This window comes from Pseudomonas sp. zfem002, assembly GCF_032621685.1.
Classification (GTDB): domain Bacteria; phylum Pseudomonadota; class Gammaproteobacteria; order Pseudomonadales; family Pseudomonadaceae; genus Aquipseudomonas; species Aquipseudomonas japonica.
In genome coordinates, this window is the sequence record NZ_JAVYJH010000007.1 from 117880 (window position 1) to 134150 (window position 16271).

The following is a 16271-nucleotide window of genomic DNA, read 5'->3' on the forward strand; positions in this document are numbered from 1 at the left end:
AGGAGAAACCCATGGGACAGCGTACGCCTCTGTATGACCTTCACCTGGCGCTGGGCGCCAAGATGGTCGATTTTGGCGGTTGGGATATGCCCCTGCATTACGGTTCGCAAGTCGAGGAACACCACCAGGTGCGCCGCGACTGCGGAGTCTTCGACGTATCGCACATGACCGTGATCGACATCGACGGTGTCGATGCCGGTGACTGGTTGCGTCATCTGCTGGCCAACGACGTCGCCCGCCTCGACGAGAGCGGCAAGGCCCTCTACAGCACCCTGCTGAACGAACACGGCGGGGTGATCGACGACCTCATCGCCTACCGTCTCGACGACGGTTACCGGGTGGTGGTCAACGCTGCTACCCGCGACAAGGTCCTGGCCTGGCTCGAAGCGCACCGCAGTGGCTTCGAGGTGCAGTTCCGCGAGCGCCCGGAGCTGGCGATCCTCGCCATCCAGGGCCCGCAGGCGCGGGAAAAGGTCGCCGAACTGCTCAGTGCCTCCCGTGCCGCGCTGATCCGCGAACTGAAGCCGTTCGAAGGCCGCTTCGAAGGCGACTGGTTCATCGCCCGCACCGGCTACACCGGTGAAGACGGCCTGGAAATCATCCTCCCGGCGTTGCAGGCGCCAGCCTTCTTCAACGACCTGGTCGGTGCCGGCATCGCTCCCAGCGGCCTTGGCGCACGCGACACCCTGCGGCTCGAGGCCGGGATGAACCTGTACGGCAACGATATCGACGAAGCCCATTCGCCGCTGACCTCGAACCTGGGCTGGAGCATCGCCTGGGAGCCCGCCGAGCGGGATTTCATCGGGCGTGCGGCGCTGCAGGCCGAGAAAGACCGCGGTATTTCGCTGAAACTGGTCGGCCTGGTGCTGGAAGAGCGCGGCGTTCTGCGCGCCCACCAGGTCGTTCGTGTAGCGGAAATTGGCGAAGGAGAGATTACCAGTGGTAGTTTCTCACCTACGCTGAGCAAGGCTATCGCTCTGGCGCGCCTTCCGATGGCGACCGCCGACCGGGCCGAAGTGGAAATCCGCGGCAAGTGGTACCCCGTACGTGTGGTCAAGCCGACGTTCGTGCGTCATGGCAGGATCCTGATCTGACATCCATTCCGGCGGGCCGACCGCTGACCTGTTGAGGAAAGACAACTATGAGCAATGTTCCCGCCGACCTGCGTTACGCCGAGAGCCATGAATGGGCCCGGCTGGAGGCCGATGGTACGGTCACCGTGGGTATCAGCGATCACGCCCAGCAAGCCCTGGGTGACGTGGTGTTCGTCGAGCTGGCCGAAGTCGGCAAGGTGTTCGCCGCGGGCGACGCCGCGGGTGTGGTCGAGTCGGTGAAGGCCGCTTCGGACATCTACGCCCCGGTCTCCGGCGAGGTCATCGCGGTCAACGAAGAGCTGGCCGACAGCCCTGAGCTGCTCAACGAAGAACCTTACGATTCGTGGATCTTCAAGCTGAAACCAGCCAATCCGTCCGAGCTGGACAAGCTGCTGGACGCCGCCGGCTACCAGGCCGCCATCGGCGAGTAAGACCCTACCTCGCGTATTTTTCCGACGCGATCGGTAATCCCTTCCTAGACTCTAATGGCTCCGACACCCATCGGGGCTTGGTCTAGGAAGAGAGAGCCGCTATGTCCTTGTTGCCGTCCCTGAGCCAACTGCACGACCCCAATCCGTTCCTGCGCCGCCACCTCGGCCCCGATGCCGCCGAGCAGCAGGCCATGCTCGAAGCCCTTGGCGTCGCCAGCCGGACCGAGCTGATCGAACAGACCGTGCCGCCCGGCATTCGCTTCAATCGCCTTCTGGATCTGCCCCCCGCCCTCGATGAGCAGGCCGCGCTGGAGAAGCTGCGTGGCTACGCCGAGCAGAACGAGCGCTGGACCAGCCTGATCGGCATGGGCTACCACGCGACCCGCACGCCCACGGTGATCCTGCGCAACGTCCTGGAAAACCCGGGCTGGTACACCGCCTACACGCCCTATCAGCCGGAAATTGCCCAGGGCCGCCTGGAAGCCTTGCTGAACTTCCAGCAGATGGTCATCGACCTGACCGGCCTCGACCTGGCCAATGCCTCGCTGCTGGACGAAGCCACCGCCGCCGGCGAAGCCATGGCCCTGGCCAAGCGGGTGAGCAAATCGCGCAGCAACCGTTTCTTCGCCGACGAGCACTGCCATCCGCAGACCCTGTCGGTGCTGCAGACCCGTGCCGAGGGCTTCGGCTTCGAACTGGTGGTGGATTCGCTGGATAACCTGGACCAGCACCAGGTGTTCGGCGCCCTGCTGCACTACCCGAATACCCATGGCGGCGTGCATGACCTGCGTCCCGCGATCGCGCACCTGCACAGCCAGCAGGCCATCGCCTGTGTCGCCGCCGACCTGCTCAGCCTGCTGCTGTTGACGCCGCCGGGCGAGCAGGGCGCCGACGTGGTGCTCGGTTCGTCGCAGCGCTTCGGCGTGCCGATGGGCTACGGCGGTCCGCATGCGGCCTACTTCGCCTGCCGCGACGAATTCAAGCGGGCCATGCCCGGGCGCATCATCGGCGTCTCGAAGGACGCCCGCGGCAACCTGGCGCTGCGCATGGCCCTGCAGACCCGCGAGCAGCATATCCGCCGCGAGAAGGCCAACTCGAACATCTGCACCGCGCAGGTCCTGCTGGCCAATATCGCCGGCTTCTACGCGGTCTATCACGGACCGGACGGCCTGCGCCGCATCGCCCAGCGCGTGCACCGGCTGACCACCCTGCTTGCCGCCGGCCTCGAGCGCAACGGCATCAAACGCCTCAATCGACACTTCTTCGACACCCTGACCCTGGACGTCGGTGGCAGCCAGACCGCGATCATCCAGAGCGCCGAAGCCGCGCGGATCAACCTGCGCATCCTTGGCCGGGGCCATCTGGGCGTGAGCCTCGACGAGACCAGCGACGAAAGCACCGTGCTGCGCCTGTTCGATATCTTCCTCGGGGTCGATCACGCGCTGCGGGTCGAGGACCTGGACGGCGAGGCGCTGCCCGCCGGCATCCCGGACGCCCTGTTGCGCCGCTCGGACTACCTGACCCACCCGGTGTTCAACCTGCACCACAGCGAAACCGAGATGCTGCGCTACCTCAAGCAGTTGGAGAACAAGGACCTGGCCCTGAACCAGTCGATGATCCCGCTGGGCTCCTGCACCATGAAGCTGAATGCCAGCAGCGAAATGATCCCGATCACCTGGCCCGGGTTCGCCGACCTGCATCCCTTCGTTCCGCTGGCGCAGGCCACGGGTTACAAGGCCCTGATCGACGAACTGGAAAGCTGGCTGTGCGCGATCACCGGTTTCGATGCCATCTGCATGCAGCCCAATTCCGGTGCCCAGGGCGAATACGCCGGGTTGCTGGCGATTCGCAAATACCACCAGAGCCGCCAGCAGGGGCAGCGGGACATCTGCCTGATTCCCGCCTCGGCCCACGGCACCAACCCGGCTTCGGCGCAGATGGCCGGGATGCAGGTGGTGATCGTTGCCTGCGACACGGCCGGCAACGTCGATCTCGAAGACCTCAAGGCCAAGGCCAGGGAGGCCGGCGAGCGCTTGTCCTGCCTGATGGCGACCTATCCCTCGACCCATGGCGTGTACGAGGAGGGTATCAGCGAGATCTGCGAGGTTATCCACAGCCATGGCGGCCAGGTCTACATGGATGGCGCCAACCTCAATGCCCAGGTCGGCCTGGCACGGCCGGCGGATATCGGTGCCGACGTCTCGCACATGAACCTGCACAAGACCTTCTGCATTCCTCATGGTGGCGGCGGGCCGGGCATGGGTCCGATCGGTGTGCGGGCGCACCTGGCGCCGTTCGTCGCCAGCCACCCGGTGGTCCCGGTGCCGGGACCGGATCCGCAGAACACCGCGGTCAGCGCCGCGCCCTGGGGCAGTGCGAGCATTCTGCCGATCAGTTGGATGTACATCGCCATGATGGGGCCGCAACTGGCGGATGCCAGCGAGGTGGCGATCCTCTCCGCCAACTACCTGGCCGAGCGTCTGGGCGGCGCGTTTCCGGTGCTGTATCGCGGCCGCAACGAGCGGGTCGCGCACGAATGCATCCTCGACCTGCGGCCGCTCAAGGCGCAGACCGGGATCAGCGAAGAGGACGTGGCCAAGCGCCTGATGGACTATGGCTTCCATGCGCCGACCATGTCCTTCCCGGTGCCGGGCACCTTGATGGTCGAGCCCACGGAAAGCGAGCCCAAGGCCGAACTGGACCGCTTCGTCGAGGCGATGCTGAGCATTCGCGCGGAAATCGCCGAGGTGCAGAATGGCAACTGGTCGGCGGAGGACAACCCGCTGAAACGGGCGCCGCATACCCTGGAGGACGTGCTGGGGGTGTGGGACCGACCCTACAGCCTGGAACAGGCGGTGGCGCCGAGCGCCCATGCCCGGGCGCACAAGTACTGGCCGGCGGTGAACCGGGTGGACAATGTGTATGGCGACCGCAATCTGTTCTGTGCCTGTGTGCCGGTGGAGGATTATCGCTGAGGTTGGATCGTGACTTGATTGGTGTGGGAGCGGATTTATCCGCTCCCGCAGGGTCATGTGGAAAGCAGGTCCACCTCGCTCATCGTCGTGATCCCCGCCGCGACCTTGCGTTCGGCAACCTCGCGCAGTCCCTCCATGCCAAGGCTCCGGGCCCGCTTGCGCATTGCCTGCACGTCGCACTCAACCCCGATCAACTCGCGCAGTTGGTCATCGAGCTCCAGCACCTCGTACACCCCGGTCCGCCCGCGATAGCCGGTCTGCCGGCATTCCCGACAGCCCACCGCGCCGTTCGCCGACTTGCACGCGCAGCAGAGGGTCCGCACCAGCCGTTGCGCCACCACCCCGACCAGCGTCGCCTTGATCAGGTACTGCGCAACGCCCAGCTCCAGCAACCGGCCGATCGCCCCGCAGGCATCGCTGGTATGCGCGCTGGACAGCACCAGGTGCCCGGTCAGCGCGGCCTGGATGGCGACCTGCGCGGTTTCCAGGTCGCGAATCTCGCCGATCATGATGATGTCCGGGTCCTGGCGCAGCAGGGCGCGCACGCCACTGGCGAAGTCCAGGCCGATACCCGGATGGACCTGGGTCTGGTTGAAGGCCGGCTCGACCATCTCGATCGGGTCCTCCAGCGTGCAGACATTGACCCGCGACGTCGCCAGTTGCTTGAGCGCGCTGTACAGGGTGCTGGTCTTGCCCGAGCCGGTCGGGCCGGTGACCAGGATGATGCCGTGGGGCCGTCGCAGCATGTTCTGCCAGCGCCGCAACTGGTCGTCCTCGAAGCCCAGGGCCTGGCAATCCTGGCGTAGCAGCCGCGGGTCGAAGATGCGCATGACCAGTTTCTCGCCGAACGTGGTGGGCAGCGTCGACAGGCGCAACTCCACTTCCTCGCCGGTCGGTGTGCGGGTCTTGATCCGGCCGTCCTGCGGCCGGCGTCGTTCCGCGACATTCATGCGCCCGAGGTTCTTCAGGCGACTGGTGATGGCCAGGGCCACTGCCGCCGGAAAGGCATAGACGCCGTGCAGCACGCCATCGATGCGCAGGCGCAGGTGGCCCTGGTCGCGGCGCGGTTCGAGGTGAATGTCGCTGGCCCGCTGCTCGAAGGCGTACTGCAACAGCCAGTCGACGATGCTGACGATATGCGCGTCGTCGGCATCATGCTTGCCGTCGCCCAGGTCCAGCAGTTGCTCCAGGTTGCCGCCGGGCGCCGTGGGCACCTCCTGCTGGCTGGCGCCGTTGACCGAACGGGCGAGGCGGAAGAAGTCCTGGCTGACCTGGCGAATCCGCAGCGGGCTGGCCACCACCCGGATCACCTTGCGTTTGAGCGCCTGGCTCAGGTCCGCCTCCCAGCTGCGCACCCAGGGTTCGGCACTGGCCACGGTGACGCTGTCGGCGCTCTGCGCCACGGCGAGGATGCCGTGGCGCCGGGCGAAGGCGGCGGAGATCAGGCCGCTGGTGCCCGCGAGGTCGATCTGCAGCGGGTCGAGGCGAAGAAACGGTTGCTCCGCCTGTTCCGCCAGCCACTGGCACAGGCGGTCCAGGTCGAATACCTGGCCAGGCTGGCGCAGGTCTTCCAGGTGCTGGCGGGCGATGGTTTCCAGGGGATGGGTGCCCTCGGCGTCAGCCGTGCAGCGCTGGCGCGCGTCGGGGGCGATACGGTGCTGGGCGACCAGCGCGTCGAGCAACTGGAGCAGATCCAGGCGGCGATCCATGTGCGACGTCCTTGTGCAATGGCGAGGCTGCCAAGGCTAGTCGCACAGACGCGGGCTGACGCTTCAGAAGGGTTGCAGGGTTTTTCCCGGTGCGTCGCCGGACAGCAGCGCGGTGCGCAGCACCACTTCGCAGACGCAGATCAGGTTGCGCATCTTCTGGGCGATCAACTGTGCGCGGTGCCAGCTCAGGCCATCGATGGCGATTTCCACCTGCAGCAGATCGGCCTGCTGGCGCATCTGCACGCCATGGGGCAGCAGGCACTGCAGGGCGAACAGATTGAGGATGCGGCACAGGCTGTCGGATTCCGGCTCGACCTGCAGTTGATAGTGGTAGCGCACCTTGTTGTTTTCGCTGCCGATGCTGTCGGCATCCTGCAGTTGCGCGGCGGCGAAGTGGTCGGTGCGTTCGAGTGCGGTCATGGGAAATCTCCGAAAGCGATGCAGGAATCTTTGCACGGCGAAGCGGAGATTGTTTTCCTATCATTGGCCTCTGTGGCATTTTTTCGAATCATTCAATTCGCTGGATGGCGATAAGGGGAAATAATCATGCAGAGCGAGCTGGACGCCTATGACCGCCGCATTCTGGCCCTGCTGCAGGACGATGCCTCGCTGTCCAGCGCGCAGATCGCCGAGAAGGTGGGGTTGTCGCAATCGCCGTGCTGGCGGCGCATCCAGCGGCTGAAGGAGGAAGGGGTGATCCGCGCCCAGGTGACCCTGCTCGACCGCAAGAAGATCGGCCTCAACACGCAGATTTTCGCCGAGGTCAAACTCAACGCCCACGGGCGTTCCAACTTCGCCGAGTTCACCGAGGCGATCCGCGGTTTTCCGGAAGTGCTGGAGTGCTATGTGCTGATGGGGGCGGTGGATTTTCTGCTGCGCATCGTCACCCCGGATATCGAGGCCTACGAGCGCTTCTTCTTCGAGAAGCTGTCGCTGGTGCCGGGGATCCAGGAGGTCAACTCGACCGTGGCGTTGTCGGAGATCAAGTCCACGACCAGCCTGCCGGTCTTGCGTTAAGCCATTGGGACCGCGCGCAAGCGCAGCCCCAAACCGGCTTATTTGCGCGTCAGCTGTTTCCAGGCGCGGCATTGGGCAACGGCGAAGGCCTGCTGCACGCGGGCATCGAGGACTTCGTCGCTGATCGGCTGGTTGGCCAGGTGCTGCAGCTTGACCAGCTCGCCGTACAGACGGTCCAGTTCCGGCACTTCCAGGACGTTGCGCGCATAGTGCAGCCAGACCAGCAGGCGTTCGATGCGCGGCAACTGCTCGGCGAGGTCTTCCGGCTGTTGCTGGTACAGCGGCAGTTGCAGGGCCTTGGCTTCGTCGCCCAGTTCCACGCTCAGCCAGTTGGCCAGTTGCGCTGCACCCTGGCGCTCGCCGCGCTTGTTGCGTTCGGCGGTCCAGCCGCGGGCCAGCAGCCAGCGCGAGGTGTCCAGGGAGAACTGGCCCCAGCGGGTGTCCAGCAGTTCGTCGGCGAACTGCTCGGGGGCGGCGCGACGTACATCTTCGTCGTCGTTGCCGGCCAGGACCAGGGTGCGCCAGTCTTCCAGCAGGGCGTCGAGCACGTTGCGCAGCTCGCGGGTGGTGGCGCGCGGCGCGGCCTGGCCGAGGCTGCTGGCCAGGGCACGCAGTTCGCCGAGGTTCTGCACCCAGTCCTGCAGCAGGCGCCAGTGGCCGGTGTGGTGGAACTGTTCGGCGAGGCGCTGGCTGCTGGCGAGCAGGTGCCAGGCGATGGCGGCGAAGGCCTCGTCCAGGGACATTTCCGCGTTCAGCTCGGGCGCCGGCAGGTTCACGTGGTAGCTGGCCGGGTCGAGCAGGCGGTAGCCGCGCTCGGCCTTGCTGATGTCGCAGGGGAACAGCGGCAGGCTCGCGGCCAGTTCGGCGGCCAGTTCCAGCAGGGCTTCCGGCTCGCCTTCGCGCAGTTCCAGCTCCAGTTCGCAGATTTCTTCCTTCTGCTTGCCGGCGCTGACGGTACCGAGGTCCAGGGCCGCCTCGATGACCACCTTGGACTTGCCACGGCCCCAGGCGATATCGGCGAATTCACGGACGAAATCGGTGGTGAACAGCGGCTTGATGGTTTTCTTGTCCAGCTCGGCCAGGGAGGCTGGCCAGCAGGTGTCGTCGAGCTTCTTCAGGTCCAGCTTGGCCTTCGCCAGCTCCCACTGGAATTCGTTGCGCTCGGACAGGCCGGCGACGCTCTTGCCACGGCTTTTCAGGGTTTGGATCACTACGTCGCCGTCACGGCGCAGGCGCAGGGCGACCTTGGCCGCGGACAGATCGCGCTCCGGGGTGTCGAAGTACTGGTTGAGCAGCTCGCGCTGCTGCCAGCCGGACTTGTTGCGCTTTTTCAGCAACGGGTGTTCGCGCAGGGCGGCGAGGGTCTCGCGGCTGATCCGCAGTTTGATTTCGGTTTCTTTATTCATTGCCGGGTAACCAGGCTGGAAGGGCGGGGTACGTCTTGGTCGTGCAGTGTACAGGAGTCGCTCGCCGACGGTTTATTCATGCAGCCCGATGGCCCTATGATGGGATTCGTTTCCAGGAGAACGCGCATGCCGCTGCCATCGCTCAAGGACCAGTTCGCCGCGCTGATTGCGGCGCCTTCGGTCAGTTGTACCCAACCGGATCTGGACCAGTCCAATCGCGCGGTGATCGACCTGCTCGCCGGCTGGCTCGGCGACCTGGGGTTCTCCTGCGAGATCCAGCAAGTGACCCCGGGCAAGTTCAACCTGCTCGCCAGTTTCGGCAGCGGCCCCGGCGGCCTGGTGCTGGCCGGGCACAGCGATACCGTGCCGTACGATCCACAGCTGTGGAAAAGCGACCCGCTGACGCTCAGCGAAGAGGGCGACCGCTGGATCGGCCTGGGGGTGTGCGACATGAAGGGCTTCTTCCCGCTGATCATCGAGGCGGTCCTGCCGCTGCTCGACCAGCCGTTCAGGCAGCCGTTGCTGATTCTGGCGACCTGCGACGAGGAGAGCTCCATGTCCGGCGCCCGCGCCCTGGCCGAGGCCGGACGGCCGCTGGGACGGGCCGCGGTGATCGGCGAGCCGACCGGGCTGAAGCCGATCCGCCTGCACAAGGGCGTGATGATGGAGCGCATCGACATCCTCGGGCGCAGCGGCCATTCGTCGGATCCGTCCCTTGGGCACAGTGCCCTGGAAGCCATGCACCAGGTCATGGGCGAGCTGATGGACCTGCGCCGGCAATGGCAGCGCGAGTACAACAATGCCCAGTTCACGGTGCCGCAACCGACGATGAACTTCGGCTGCATCCATGGTGGCGACAACCCCAACCGCATCTGCGGCCAGTGCGCCCTGGAGTTCGATCTGCGGCCACTGCCGGGCATGGATCCGCAGGTGCTGCGCGCGGCGATCCGCGGCAAGCTGGCGCCGCTGGCCGAGCAGCATCAGGTGAAGATCGACTACGCGCCGCTATTCCCCGAGGTACCGCCATTCGAGCAGAGCGCGGATGCGGAACTGGTGCAACTGGCCGAACGTCTTACCGGTCATGCGGCCGCGGCAGTAGCCTTCGGCACCGAAGCGCCTTATCTTCAGCGCCTGGGCTGCGAGACCCTGGTCCTGGGCCCCGGCGACATCGCCTGCGCCCACCAGCCCGGCGAGTACCTGGAACTGTCACGCCTGGCGCCTACAGTGCGTCTGTTGCGTGAGCTGATCCAGCATTACTGCCTCAGCCCGGCGATCGCCCGCTGAGACAAAACCCATTTCTTGCCAGAGGAGAACGCGCGTGACGCCTTGCCTGCTGCGACGATAACCCTTCGAGCGCTGTGTGCCGTTCCGTTCTTGTTTTAACTCTTACAGGCTCAGGTCATGCCCGAATACGTCAACTGGCTGCGTCATGCTTCTCCCTACATCAATGCCCACCGGGACTGCACCTTCGTGGTCATGCTCCCGGGAGACGGGGTCGAACACCCCAACTTCGGCAATATCGTCCACGACCTGGTGCTGTTGCACAGCCTCGGGGTACGCCTCGTTCTGGTGCACGGTTCCCGTCCGCAGATCGAAAGCCGCCTCGCCGCGCGTGGCCTGAGCGCCCATTACCATCATGGCCTGCGCATCACCGACGCGGCGACGCTGGAGTGCGTGATCGATGCCGTGGGGCAACTGCGTATCGCCATCGAGGCGCGCCTGTCGATGGACATGGCCAATTCGCCGATGCAGGGCGCGCGCCTGCGGGTGGCCTCGGGCAACCTGGTGACCGCGCGGCCGATCGGGGTCGTCGAGGGTGTCGATTATCACCACACCGGCGAGGTGCGCCGGGTCGATCGCAAGGGTATCAACCGCCTGCTGGACGAGCGCTCCATCGTGCTGCTGTCGCCGCTGGGCTACTCGCCCACCGGCGAGATCTTCAACCTGGCCTGCGAAGACGTCGCCACCCGCGCCGCCATCGAGCTGGCGGCGGACAAGCTGCTGCTGTTCGGTGCCGAACCGGGCCTGCTGGACGCCAGTGGCCGGCTGGTGCGGGAGATTCGCCCGCAGCAGGTGGCGCCGCATCTGGAGCGCCTGGGTAGCGACTATCAGGGCGAATTGCTGGATGCCGCCGCGGAAGCGATCCGTGGTGGTGTGGCGCGCAGCCATATCGTCAGCTACGTGGAGAATGGCGCGCTGCTCAACGAACTGTTCACCCGCGGGGGCGGCGGTACGCTGGTGGCGCAGGAGCAGTTCGAGCTGGTGCGCGAGGCGGCGATCGAGGATGTCGGCGGCCTGCTGGAGCTGATCAGCCCGCTGGAAGAGCAGGGCATCCTGGTGCGGCGCTCCCGCGAGGTGCTGGAGCGCGAGATCGAGCAGTTCAGCGTGGTGGAGCGGGAAAGCACCATCATCGCCTGCGCGGCGCTGTATCCGATTGCCGATTCCGATGCCGGGGAGCTGGCCTGCCTGGCGGTGAATCCGGAGTATCGCCACGGCGGACGCGGGGATGACCTGCTGGAGCGGATCGAGACGCGGGCGCGGGAGATGGGCTTGAAGACGTTGTTCGTGCTGACGACCCGGACGGCGCACTGGTTCCGCGAGCGCGGGTTCGTGCCGAGCGGGGTGGAGCGGCTGCCGGCGGCGCGGGCGTCGTTGTACAACTATCAGCGCAATTCGAAGATCTTCGAGAAGGCTTTGTAGTCCTCCAAGGCCCTATCGCTGGCAAGCCAGCGATGAAGCCATGAAAAACGCCGCCTGATCAGGCGGCGTTTTCAGTTACACGGTATGCAGGTACCAGTTGTACTCGAGGTCGGAGATGGAGTGCTCGAACTCCTCCAGCTCGCTCTCCTTGCACGCGACGAAGATGTCGATGTACTTCGGATCGATGTACTTGTTGAGGATCTCGCTGTCGTCCAACTCGCGCAGGGCATCGCGCAGGTTGTTCGGCAGGCTCTGCTCGACCTGTTCGTAGGCGTTGCCTTCGACCGGCGTGCTCGGCTCGACCTTGTTGGTCAGGCCGTGATGCACGCCCGCCAGCACGGCGGCCATCAGCAGGTACGGGTTGGCGTCGGCGCCGGCCACGCGGTGCTCGATGCGCACGGCATCGGCGGTGCCGGTCGGTACGCGCAGGGCCACGGTGCGGTTGTCCAGACCCCAGCTCGGCGCGTTCGGCACATAGAACTGTGCACCGAAACGACGGTACGAGTTGACGTTCGGGCAGAGGAACGCCATCGAGGCGGGCAGGGTCTCGAGCACACCGCCGATCGCGTGACGCAGCGCGGCGTTCTGCTCGGGATCCTCACTGGTGAAGATGTTCTTGCCATCCTTGTCCAGCACCGAGATATGCACGTGCAGACCATTGCCCGCCTGGCCCGGATACGGCTTGGCCATGAAGGTGGTGTCCATCTCATGGTCGTAGGCGATGTTCTTGATCAGGCGCTTGAGCAGGACCGCGTAGTCGCAGGCCTTCAGCGGATCGGCGACATGGTGCAGGTTGACTTCGAACTGCGCCGGGGCGCTTTCCTTGACGATGGCGTCGGCGGGAATGCCCTGTTCCTTCGCACCTTCGAGGATGTCCTGCAGGCAGTCGACGTATTCGTCGAGGTCGTCGATCAGGTAGACCTGGGTCGATTGCGGACGTTTGCCGGAGATCGGCGAGCGTGGCGGCTGCGGACGGCCGTTCACGTTTTCCTGGTCGATCAGGTAGAACTCCAGTTCGAACGCGGCGCAGATGGTCAGGCCCAGGTCGTCGAACTTGCTCACCACCTGGCGCAGCACTTCCCGCGGGTCGGCGAAGAACGGCTCGCCTTCGAGTTCGTGCATGGTCATCAGCAGTTGCGCGGTGGGGCGCTTCTGCCAGGGTTCGTTGGACAGGGTGCCGGGGATTGGGTAGCAGATCCGGTCGGCATCGCCGATGTCCAGGCCAAGACCGGTGCTTTCGACGGTGGAACCGTTGATATCCAGGGCGAAGAGGGAGGCGGGCAGGTTGATGCCTTTCTCGTAAACCTTGTGGAGGCTGGTGCGCTCGATGCGCTTGCCACGCACCACACCATTCATATCTGCAATCAGAAGGTCAACGTAGAGAACCTCAGGATGTTCCTTAAGGAACGCGTTCGCTTCGTTAAGCTGAACGGCACGCGGGGGTACCGACATGATGCAACACCTTTGTTGTTAAAAATATCAATCAAGTGGGGCTTGCAAGCCCAGTCAAACGGAAAGCCCGAGTGAAGTCAAGCAAGGCCCATGATGCCCTAAAAAGGCACCAGAGCGGCATTTTTGCTGCAATTGAGGGCGTCGACAAGGACTGCTTTAGTCGCCGAAGCGCTGGAACATGAAAGCCGTATTTTATTTTTTACGGGGGTGTTGTGTAAAAAAATGAACAAGGCTAAGCTCGGTCGCAACCCATAACATCAATAATACCGGGGGTTACATGTTCCGCCTGTCGATCAACGGCGATCGTGGCTGTCCAGTCTGGACAGGCCTGAGCGCCACTTTCGCGAGCAGCGATCGCTACCTGCCCGTAGCGTTCAATCCGGCCAAAATAGTTGACGGCCAAGGCGACGTGTTCCCGAAAGATTCACCCTCTCATACTGCCATTCATGACTATAGTCGGCTCCCCCGCATCCCGATGGATGCCGGAGCGGCATTCTTCCCGCGCGGCTTTTGCTTTGCCTCCGCGCGGCATCCAGAATGCTGGAGACGGCCCGTTGCGGGCGTCCTGACCACAGTCCAGGCATTTACCTCCCGAGGTATGTATGAGTAGCAGCAATCTCGACCAGCTCACCGATTGGCTGAAAGAGCACAAGATCACCGAAGTCGAATGTCTGATCAGCGACCTGACCGGTATCACCCGCGGCAAGATCTCGCCGACCAACAAGTTCATCGCGGAAAAGGGCATGCGTCTGCCCGAGAGCGTCCTGCTGCAGACGGTGACCGGTGACTACGTCGATGATGACATCTATTACGAGCTGCTCGACCCGGCCGACATCGACATGGTCTGCCGTCCCGACGAGAACGCGGTATTCCTCGTGCCATGGGCCATCGAGCCGACCGCCCAGGTCATTCACGACACCTACGACAAGAAGGGCAACCCGGTCGAGCTGTCGCCGCGCAACGTGCTCAAGAAAGTCCTGAAACTCTATGCCGACAAGGGCTGGCAGCCGATCGTGGCGCCGGAGATGGAGTTCTACCTGACCAAGCGCTGCGAAGACCCGGACTTCCCGCTGCAGCCGCCGATCGGCCGCTCCGGCCGCCCGGAAACCGGTCGCCAGTCGTTCTCCATCGAGGCTGCCAACGAGTTCGACCCGCTGTTCGAGGACGTCTACGACTGGTGCGAACTGCAGAACCTCGATCTCGACACGCTGATCCACGAGGACGGCACCGCGCAGATGGAAATCAACTTCCGTCATGGCAACGCGCTGTCCCTGGCCGATCAGATCCTGGTGTTCAAGCGCACCATGCGCGAGGCCGCGCTCAAGCACAACGTCGCCGCCACCTTCATGGCCAAGCCGATGACCGGCGAGCCGGGCAGCGCCATGCACCTGCACCAGAGCATCATCGACGTGAAGACCGGGAAGAACATCTTCTCCAACGCAGACGGCAGCATGAGCGAGCTGTTCCTCTATCACATCGGCGGACTGCAGAAGTTCATCCCCGAGGTGCTGCCGCTGTTCGCCCCCAACGTCAACTCGTTCCGCCGCTTCCTGCCCGACACCTCGGCGCCGGTCAACGTGGAATGGGGCGAGGAAAACCGTACCGTCGGCCTGCGCGTACCGGATGCCGGTCCGCAGAACCGTCGTGTGGAAAACCGCCTGCCCGGCGCCGACGCCAACCCGTACCTGGCGATTGCCGCCAGCCTGCTGTGCGGCTACATCGGCATGGTCGAGGGCGTGAATGCCAGCGCACCGGTCCAGGGTCGTGGCTACGAGCGGCGCAACCTGCGCCTGCCGCTGACCATCGAGGACGCCCTGGAACGCATGGAGAACTGCCGTGCGCTGGAGGCCTATCTGGGCAAGAAATTCATCGCCGGCTACGTCGCGACCAAACGCGCCGAGCATGAAAACTTCAAGCGCGTGATCAGCTCCTGGGAACGCGAGTTCCTGCTGTTCGCGGTCTGATAAACCCCGGGGCCGCAGGAGCGCGGCCGCCAGCAATCGGAGAAGCACATGAGCGTCAAGAACCCGCAAACCCGCGAGTGGCAGGACCTGAGCCGTGATCATCACCTGGCGCCCTTCAGCGACTACAAGCAGTTGCAGGAGAAGGGTCCGCGGATCATCACCAAGGCCCAGGGCGTGCATCTGTGGGACAGCGAGGGCCACAAGATCCTCGACGGCATGGCCGGTCTGTGGTGCGTGGCGGTCGGCTACGGGCGTGAAGAACTGGTCGAGGCGGCGAGCAAGCAGATGCGCGAGCTGCCCTACTACAACCTGTTCTTCCAGACTGCTCACCCACCGGCACTGGAGCTGGCCAAGGCCATCTCCGACGTGGCGCCGGCGGGCATGAGCCATGTGTTCTTCACCGGTTCCGGCTCCGAAGGCAACGACACCGTGCTGCGCATGGTCCGCCACTACTGGGCACTGCAAGGCAAGCCGCAGAAGAAGGTGATCATCGGTCGCGTCAACGGCTACCACGGCTCCACCGTGGCCGGTGCCAGCCTCGGCGGCATGTCCGGCATGCACGAGCAGGGCGACCTGCCGATCCCCGGCATCGTCCATATCCCGCAGCCATACTGGTTCGGCGAGGGCGGCGACAAGAGCCCGGAGGAATTCGGTATCTGGGCCGCCGAGCAGTTGGAGAAGAAGATCCTCGAAGTCGGCGTGGACAACGTCGCCGCCTTCATCGCCGAGCCGATCCAGGGCGCCGGCGGCGTGATCATCCCGCCAGACAGCTACTGGCCGAAGATCAAGGAGATCCTCGCCCGCTACGACATCCTCTTCGTCGCCGACGAAGTGATCTGCGGCTTTGGCCGTACCGGCGAGTGGTTCGGCTCCGACTACTACGACCTGAAGCCCGACCTGATGACCATCGCCAAGGGCCTGACCTCCGGCTATATCCCCATGGGCGGCGTGATCGTCCGTGACGAAGTGGCCAGGGTGCTCGGCGCAGGCGGCGACTTCAACCACGGCTTCACCTACTCCGGACACCCGGTGGCGGCGGCGGTGGGCCTGGAAAACCTGCGCATCCTGCGCGACGAGAAGATCGTCGAGCGCGTTCGCGAGGAAACGGCACCCTATTTGCAAAAACGTCTGCGCGAGCTGAACGACCATCCGCTGGTGGGCGAGGTCCGCGGTCTGGGCATGCTCGGTGCGATCGAACTGGTCAAGGACAAAGCCACCCGCAGCCGCTACGAAGGCAAGGCGGTCGGCATGATCTGTCGCCAGTTCTGCTTCGACAACGGCCTGATCATGCGCGCGGTGGGCGACACCATGATCATCGCCCCGCCGCTGGTGATCAGCCGGGTCGAGATCGACGAACTGGTGGAAAAGGCCCGCAAGTGTCTGGATCTGACCCTCGAAGCACTGAGCTGATCGCCTGCTAGGCTGGCGTAGTGGCTTTGCGGCATGCCAAGGCGTTGAAAGAGCGCCTTGGATCTTGCCAGACTAGCGCCTGTTTCAGTCGCCCAGTACTGGCACGGACAGGG

At 64.7% G+C, this 16271-nt stretch carries 12 protein-coding genes; 8 read left to right on the plus strand and 4 right to left on the minus strand.

Annotation, left to right across the window (positions count from 1 at the left end):
* The first annotated feature begins 11 nt into the window (after positions 1-11).
* The 3 genes from gcvT (at position 12) to gcvP (ending at position 4500) form a co-directional block, all read left to right on the plus strand.
* Positions 12-1094 (plus strand): glycine cleavage system aminomethyltransferase GcvT, encoded by a 1083-nt coding sequence (gcvT, locus tag RTI28_RS11030; protein ID WP_316920476.1) that lies wholly within the window; start codon positions 12-14, stop codon positions 1092-1094.
* 47 nt (positions 1095-1141) lie between these two features.
* Positions 1142-1525 carry a glycine cleavage system protein GcvH gene (gene gcvH, locus RTI28_RS11035; RefSeq protein WP_316920477.1) on the plus strand — a complete coding sequence of 128 codons (384 nt, stop codon included), beginning with the start codon at positions 1142-1144 and terminating at the stop codon, positions 1523-1525.
* A gap of 101 nt (positions 1526-1626) precedes the next feature.
* Positions 1627-4500 (plus strand): aminomethyl-transferring glycine dehydrogenase, encoded by a 2874-nt coding sequence (gene gcvP, locus RTI28_RS11040; protein WP_316920478.1) that lies wholly within the window; start codon positions 1627-1629, stop codon positions 4498-4500.
* A gap of 53 nt (positions 4501-4553) precedes the next feature.
* Here the strand turns inward: gcvP and RTI28_RS11045 are convergent, their stop codons facing one another.
* Positions 4554-6209, minus strand: coding sequence for a GspE/PulE family protein (locus RTI28_RS11045; protein WP_316920479.1), 1656 nt, complete (start codon positions 6207-6209; stop codon positions 4554-4556).
* Positions 6210-6272: 63 nt separating this feature from the next.
* The gene (locus RTI28_RS11050; RefSeq protein ID WP_316920480.1) at positions 6273-6629 is read right to left on the minus strand and encodes a hypothetical protein; all 357 of its coding nucleotides are present in this window, start codon (positions 6627-6629) and stop codon (positions 6273-6275) included.
* A gap of 126 nt (positions 6630-6755) precedes the next feature.
* On the opposite strand from RTI28_RS11050, the gene RTI28_RS11055 reads away from it, so the two are divergent.
* Positions 6756-7226, plus strand: a complete 471-nt coding sequence (locus RTI28_RS11055; RefSeq protein WP_316920481.1) for an Lrp/AsnC family transcriptional regulator — start codon at positions 6756-6758, stop codon at positions 7224-7226.
* A 38-nt stretch (positions 7227-7264) separates the two neighbouring features.
* Here the strand turns inward: RTI28_RS11055 and RTI28_RS11060 are convergent, their stop codons facing one another.
* Positions 7265-8632, minus strand: a complete 1368-nt coding sequence (locus RTI28_RS11060; protein WP_316920482.1) for an inorganic triphosphatase — start codon at positions 8630-8632, stop codon at positions 7265-7267.
* A 126-nt stretch (positions 8633-8758) separates the two neighbouring features.
* Between RTI28_RS11060 and argE the strand changes: the two genes are divergently transcribed.
* Entirely contained in the window at positions 8759-9916 is a 1158-nt protein-coding gene (gene argE, locus RTI28_RS11065; protein ID WP_316920483.1) for an acetylornithine deacetylase, read from the plus strand.
* Positions 9917-10033: 117 nt separating this feature from the next.
* A complete protein-coding gene (gene argA / locus RTI28_RS11070) occupies positions 10034-11332 on the plus strand; it encodes an amino-acid N-acetyltransferase (protein ID WP_042121107.1) in 1299 nt (432 codons plus the stop codon).
* Between the two features lie 75 nt (positions 11333-11407).
* Here argA and RTI28_RS11075 read toward each other — a convergent pair whose 3' ends face one another.
* On the minus strand, positions 11408-12784 hold the full coding sequence (locus RTI28_RS11075; RefSeq protein ID WP_316920484.1) for a glutamine synthetase family protein: 1377 nt from the start codon (positions 12782-12784) through the stop codon (positions 11408-11410).
* A 602-nt stretch (positions 12785-13386) separates the two neighbouring features.
* Between RTI28_RS11075 and RTI28_RS11080 the strand changes: the two genes are divergently transcribed.
* Positions 13387-14748: a glutamine synthetase family protein gene (locus RTI28_RS11080; RefSeq protein WP_316920485.1), complete on the plus strand. Its 1362-nt coding sequence runs from the start codon at positions 13387-13389 to the stop codon at positions 14746-14748.
* Positions 14749-14796: 48 nt separating this feature from the next.
* Positions 14797-16158 carry an aspartate aminotransferase family protein gene (locus RTI28_RS11085; RefSeq protein ID WP_316920486.1) on the plus strand — a complete coding sequence of 454 codons (1362 nt, stop codon included), beginning with the start codon at positions 14797-14799 and terminating at the stop codon, positions 16156-16158.
* Positions 16159-16271: the final 113 nt, after the last annotated feature.

Bases quoted from the DNA above. Each gene is read 5' to 3' on its own strand.
- gcvT (WP_316920476.1), top strand. From the start codon at position 12: ATGGGACAGCGTACGCCTCTGTATGACCTTCACCTGGCGCTGGGCGCC.
- gcvH (WP_316920477.1), top strand. From the start codon at position 1,142: ATGAGCAATGTTCCCGCCGACCTGCGTTACGCCGAGAGCCATGAATGG.
- gcvP (WP_316920478.1), top strand. From the start codon at position 1,627: ATGTCCTTGTTGCCGTCCCTGAGCCAACTGCACGACCCCAATCCGTTC.
- RTI28_RS11045 (WP_316920479.1), bottom strand. From the start codon at position 6,209: ATGGATCGCCGCCTGGATCTGCTCCAGTTGCTCGACGCGCTGGTCGCC.
- RTI28_RS11050 (WP_316920480.1), bottom strand. From the start codon at position 6,629: ATGACCGCACTCGAACGCACCGACCACTTCGCCGCCGCGCAACTGCAG.
- RTI28_RS11055 (WP_316920481.1), top strand. From the start codon at position 6,756: ATGCAGAGCGAGCTGGACGCCTATGACCGCCGCATTCTGGCCCTGCTG.
- RTI28_RS11060 (WP_316920482.1), bottom strand. From the start codon at position 8,632: ATGAATAAAGAAACCGAAATCAAACTGCGGATCAGCCGCGAGACCCTC.
- argE (WP_316920483.1), top strand. From the start codon at position 8,759: ATGCCGCTGCCATCGCTCAAGGACCAGTTCGCCGCGCTGATTGCGGCG.
- argA (WP_042121107.1), top strand. From the start codon at position 10,034: ATGCCCGAATACGTCAACTGGCTGCGTCATGCTTCTCCCTACATCAAT.
- RTI28_RS11075 (WP_316920484.1), bottom strand. From the start codon at position 12,784: ATGTCGGTACCCCCGCGTGCCGTTCAGCTTAACGAAGCGAACGCGTTC.
- RTI28_RS11080 (WP_316920485.1), top strand. From the start codon at position 13,387: ATGAGTAGCAGCAATCTCGACCAGCTCACCGATTGGCTGAAAGAGCAC.
- RTI28_RS11085 (WP_316920486.1), top strand. From the start codon at position 14,797: ATGAGCGTCAAGAACCCGCAAACCCGCGAGTGGCAGGACCTGAGCCGT.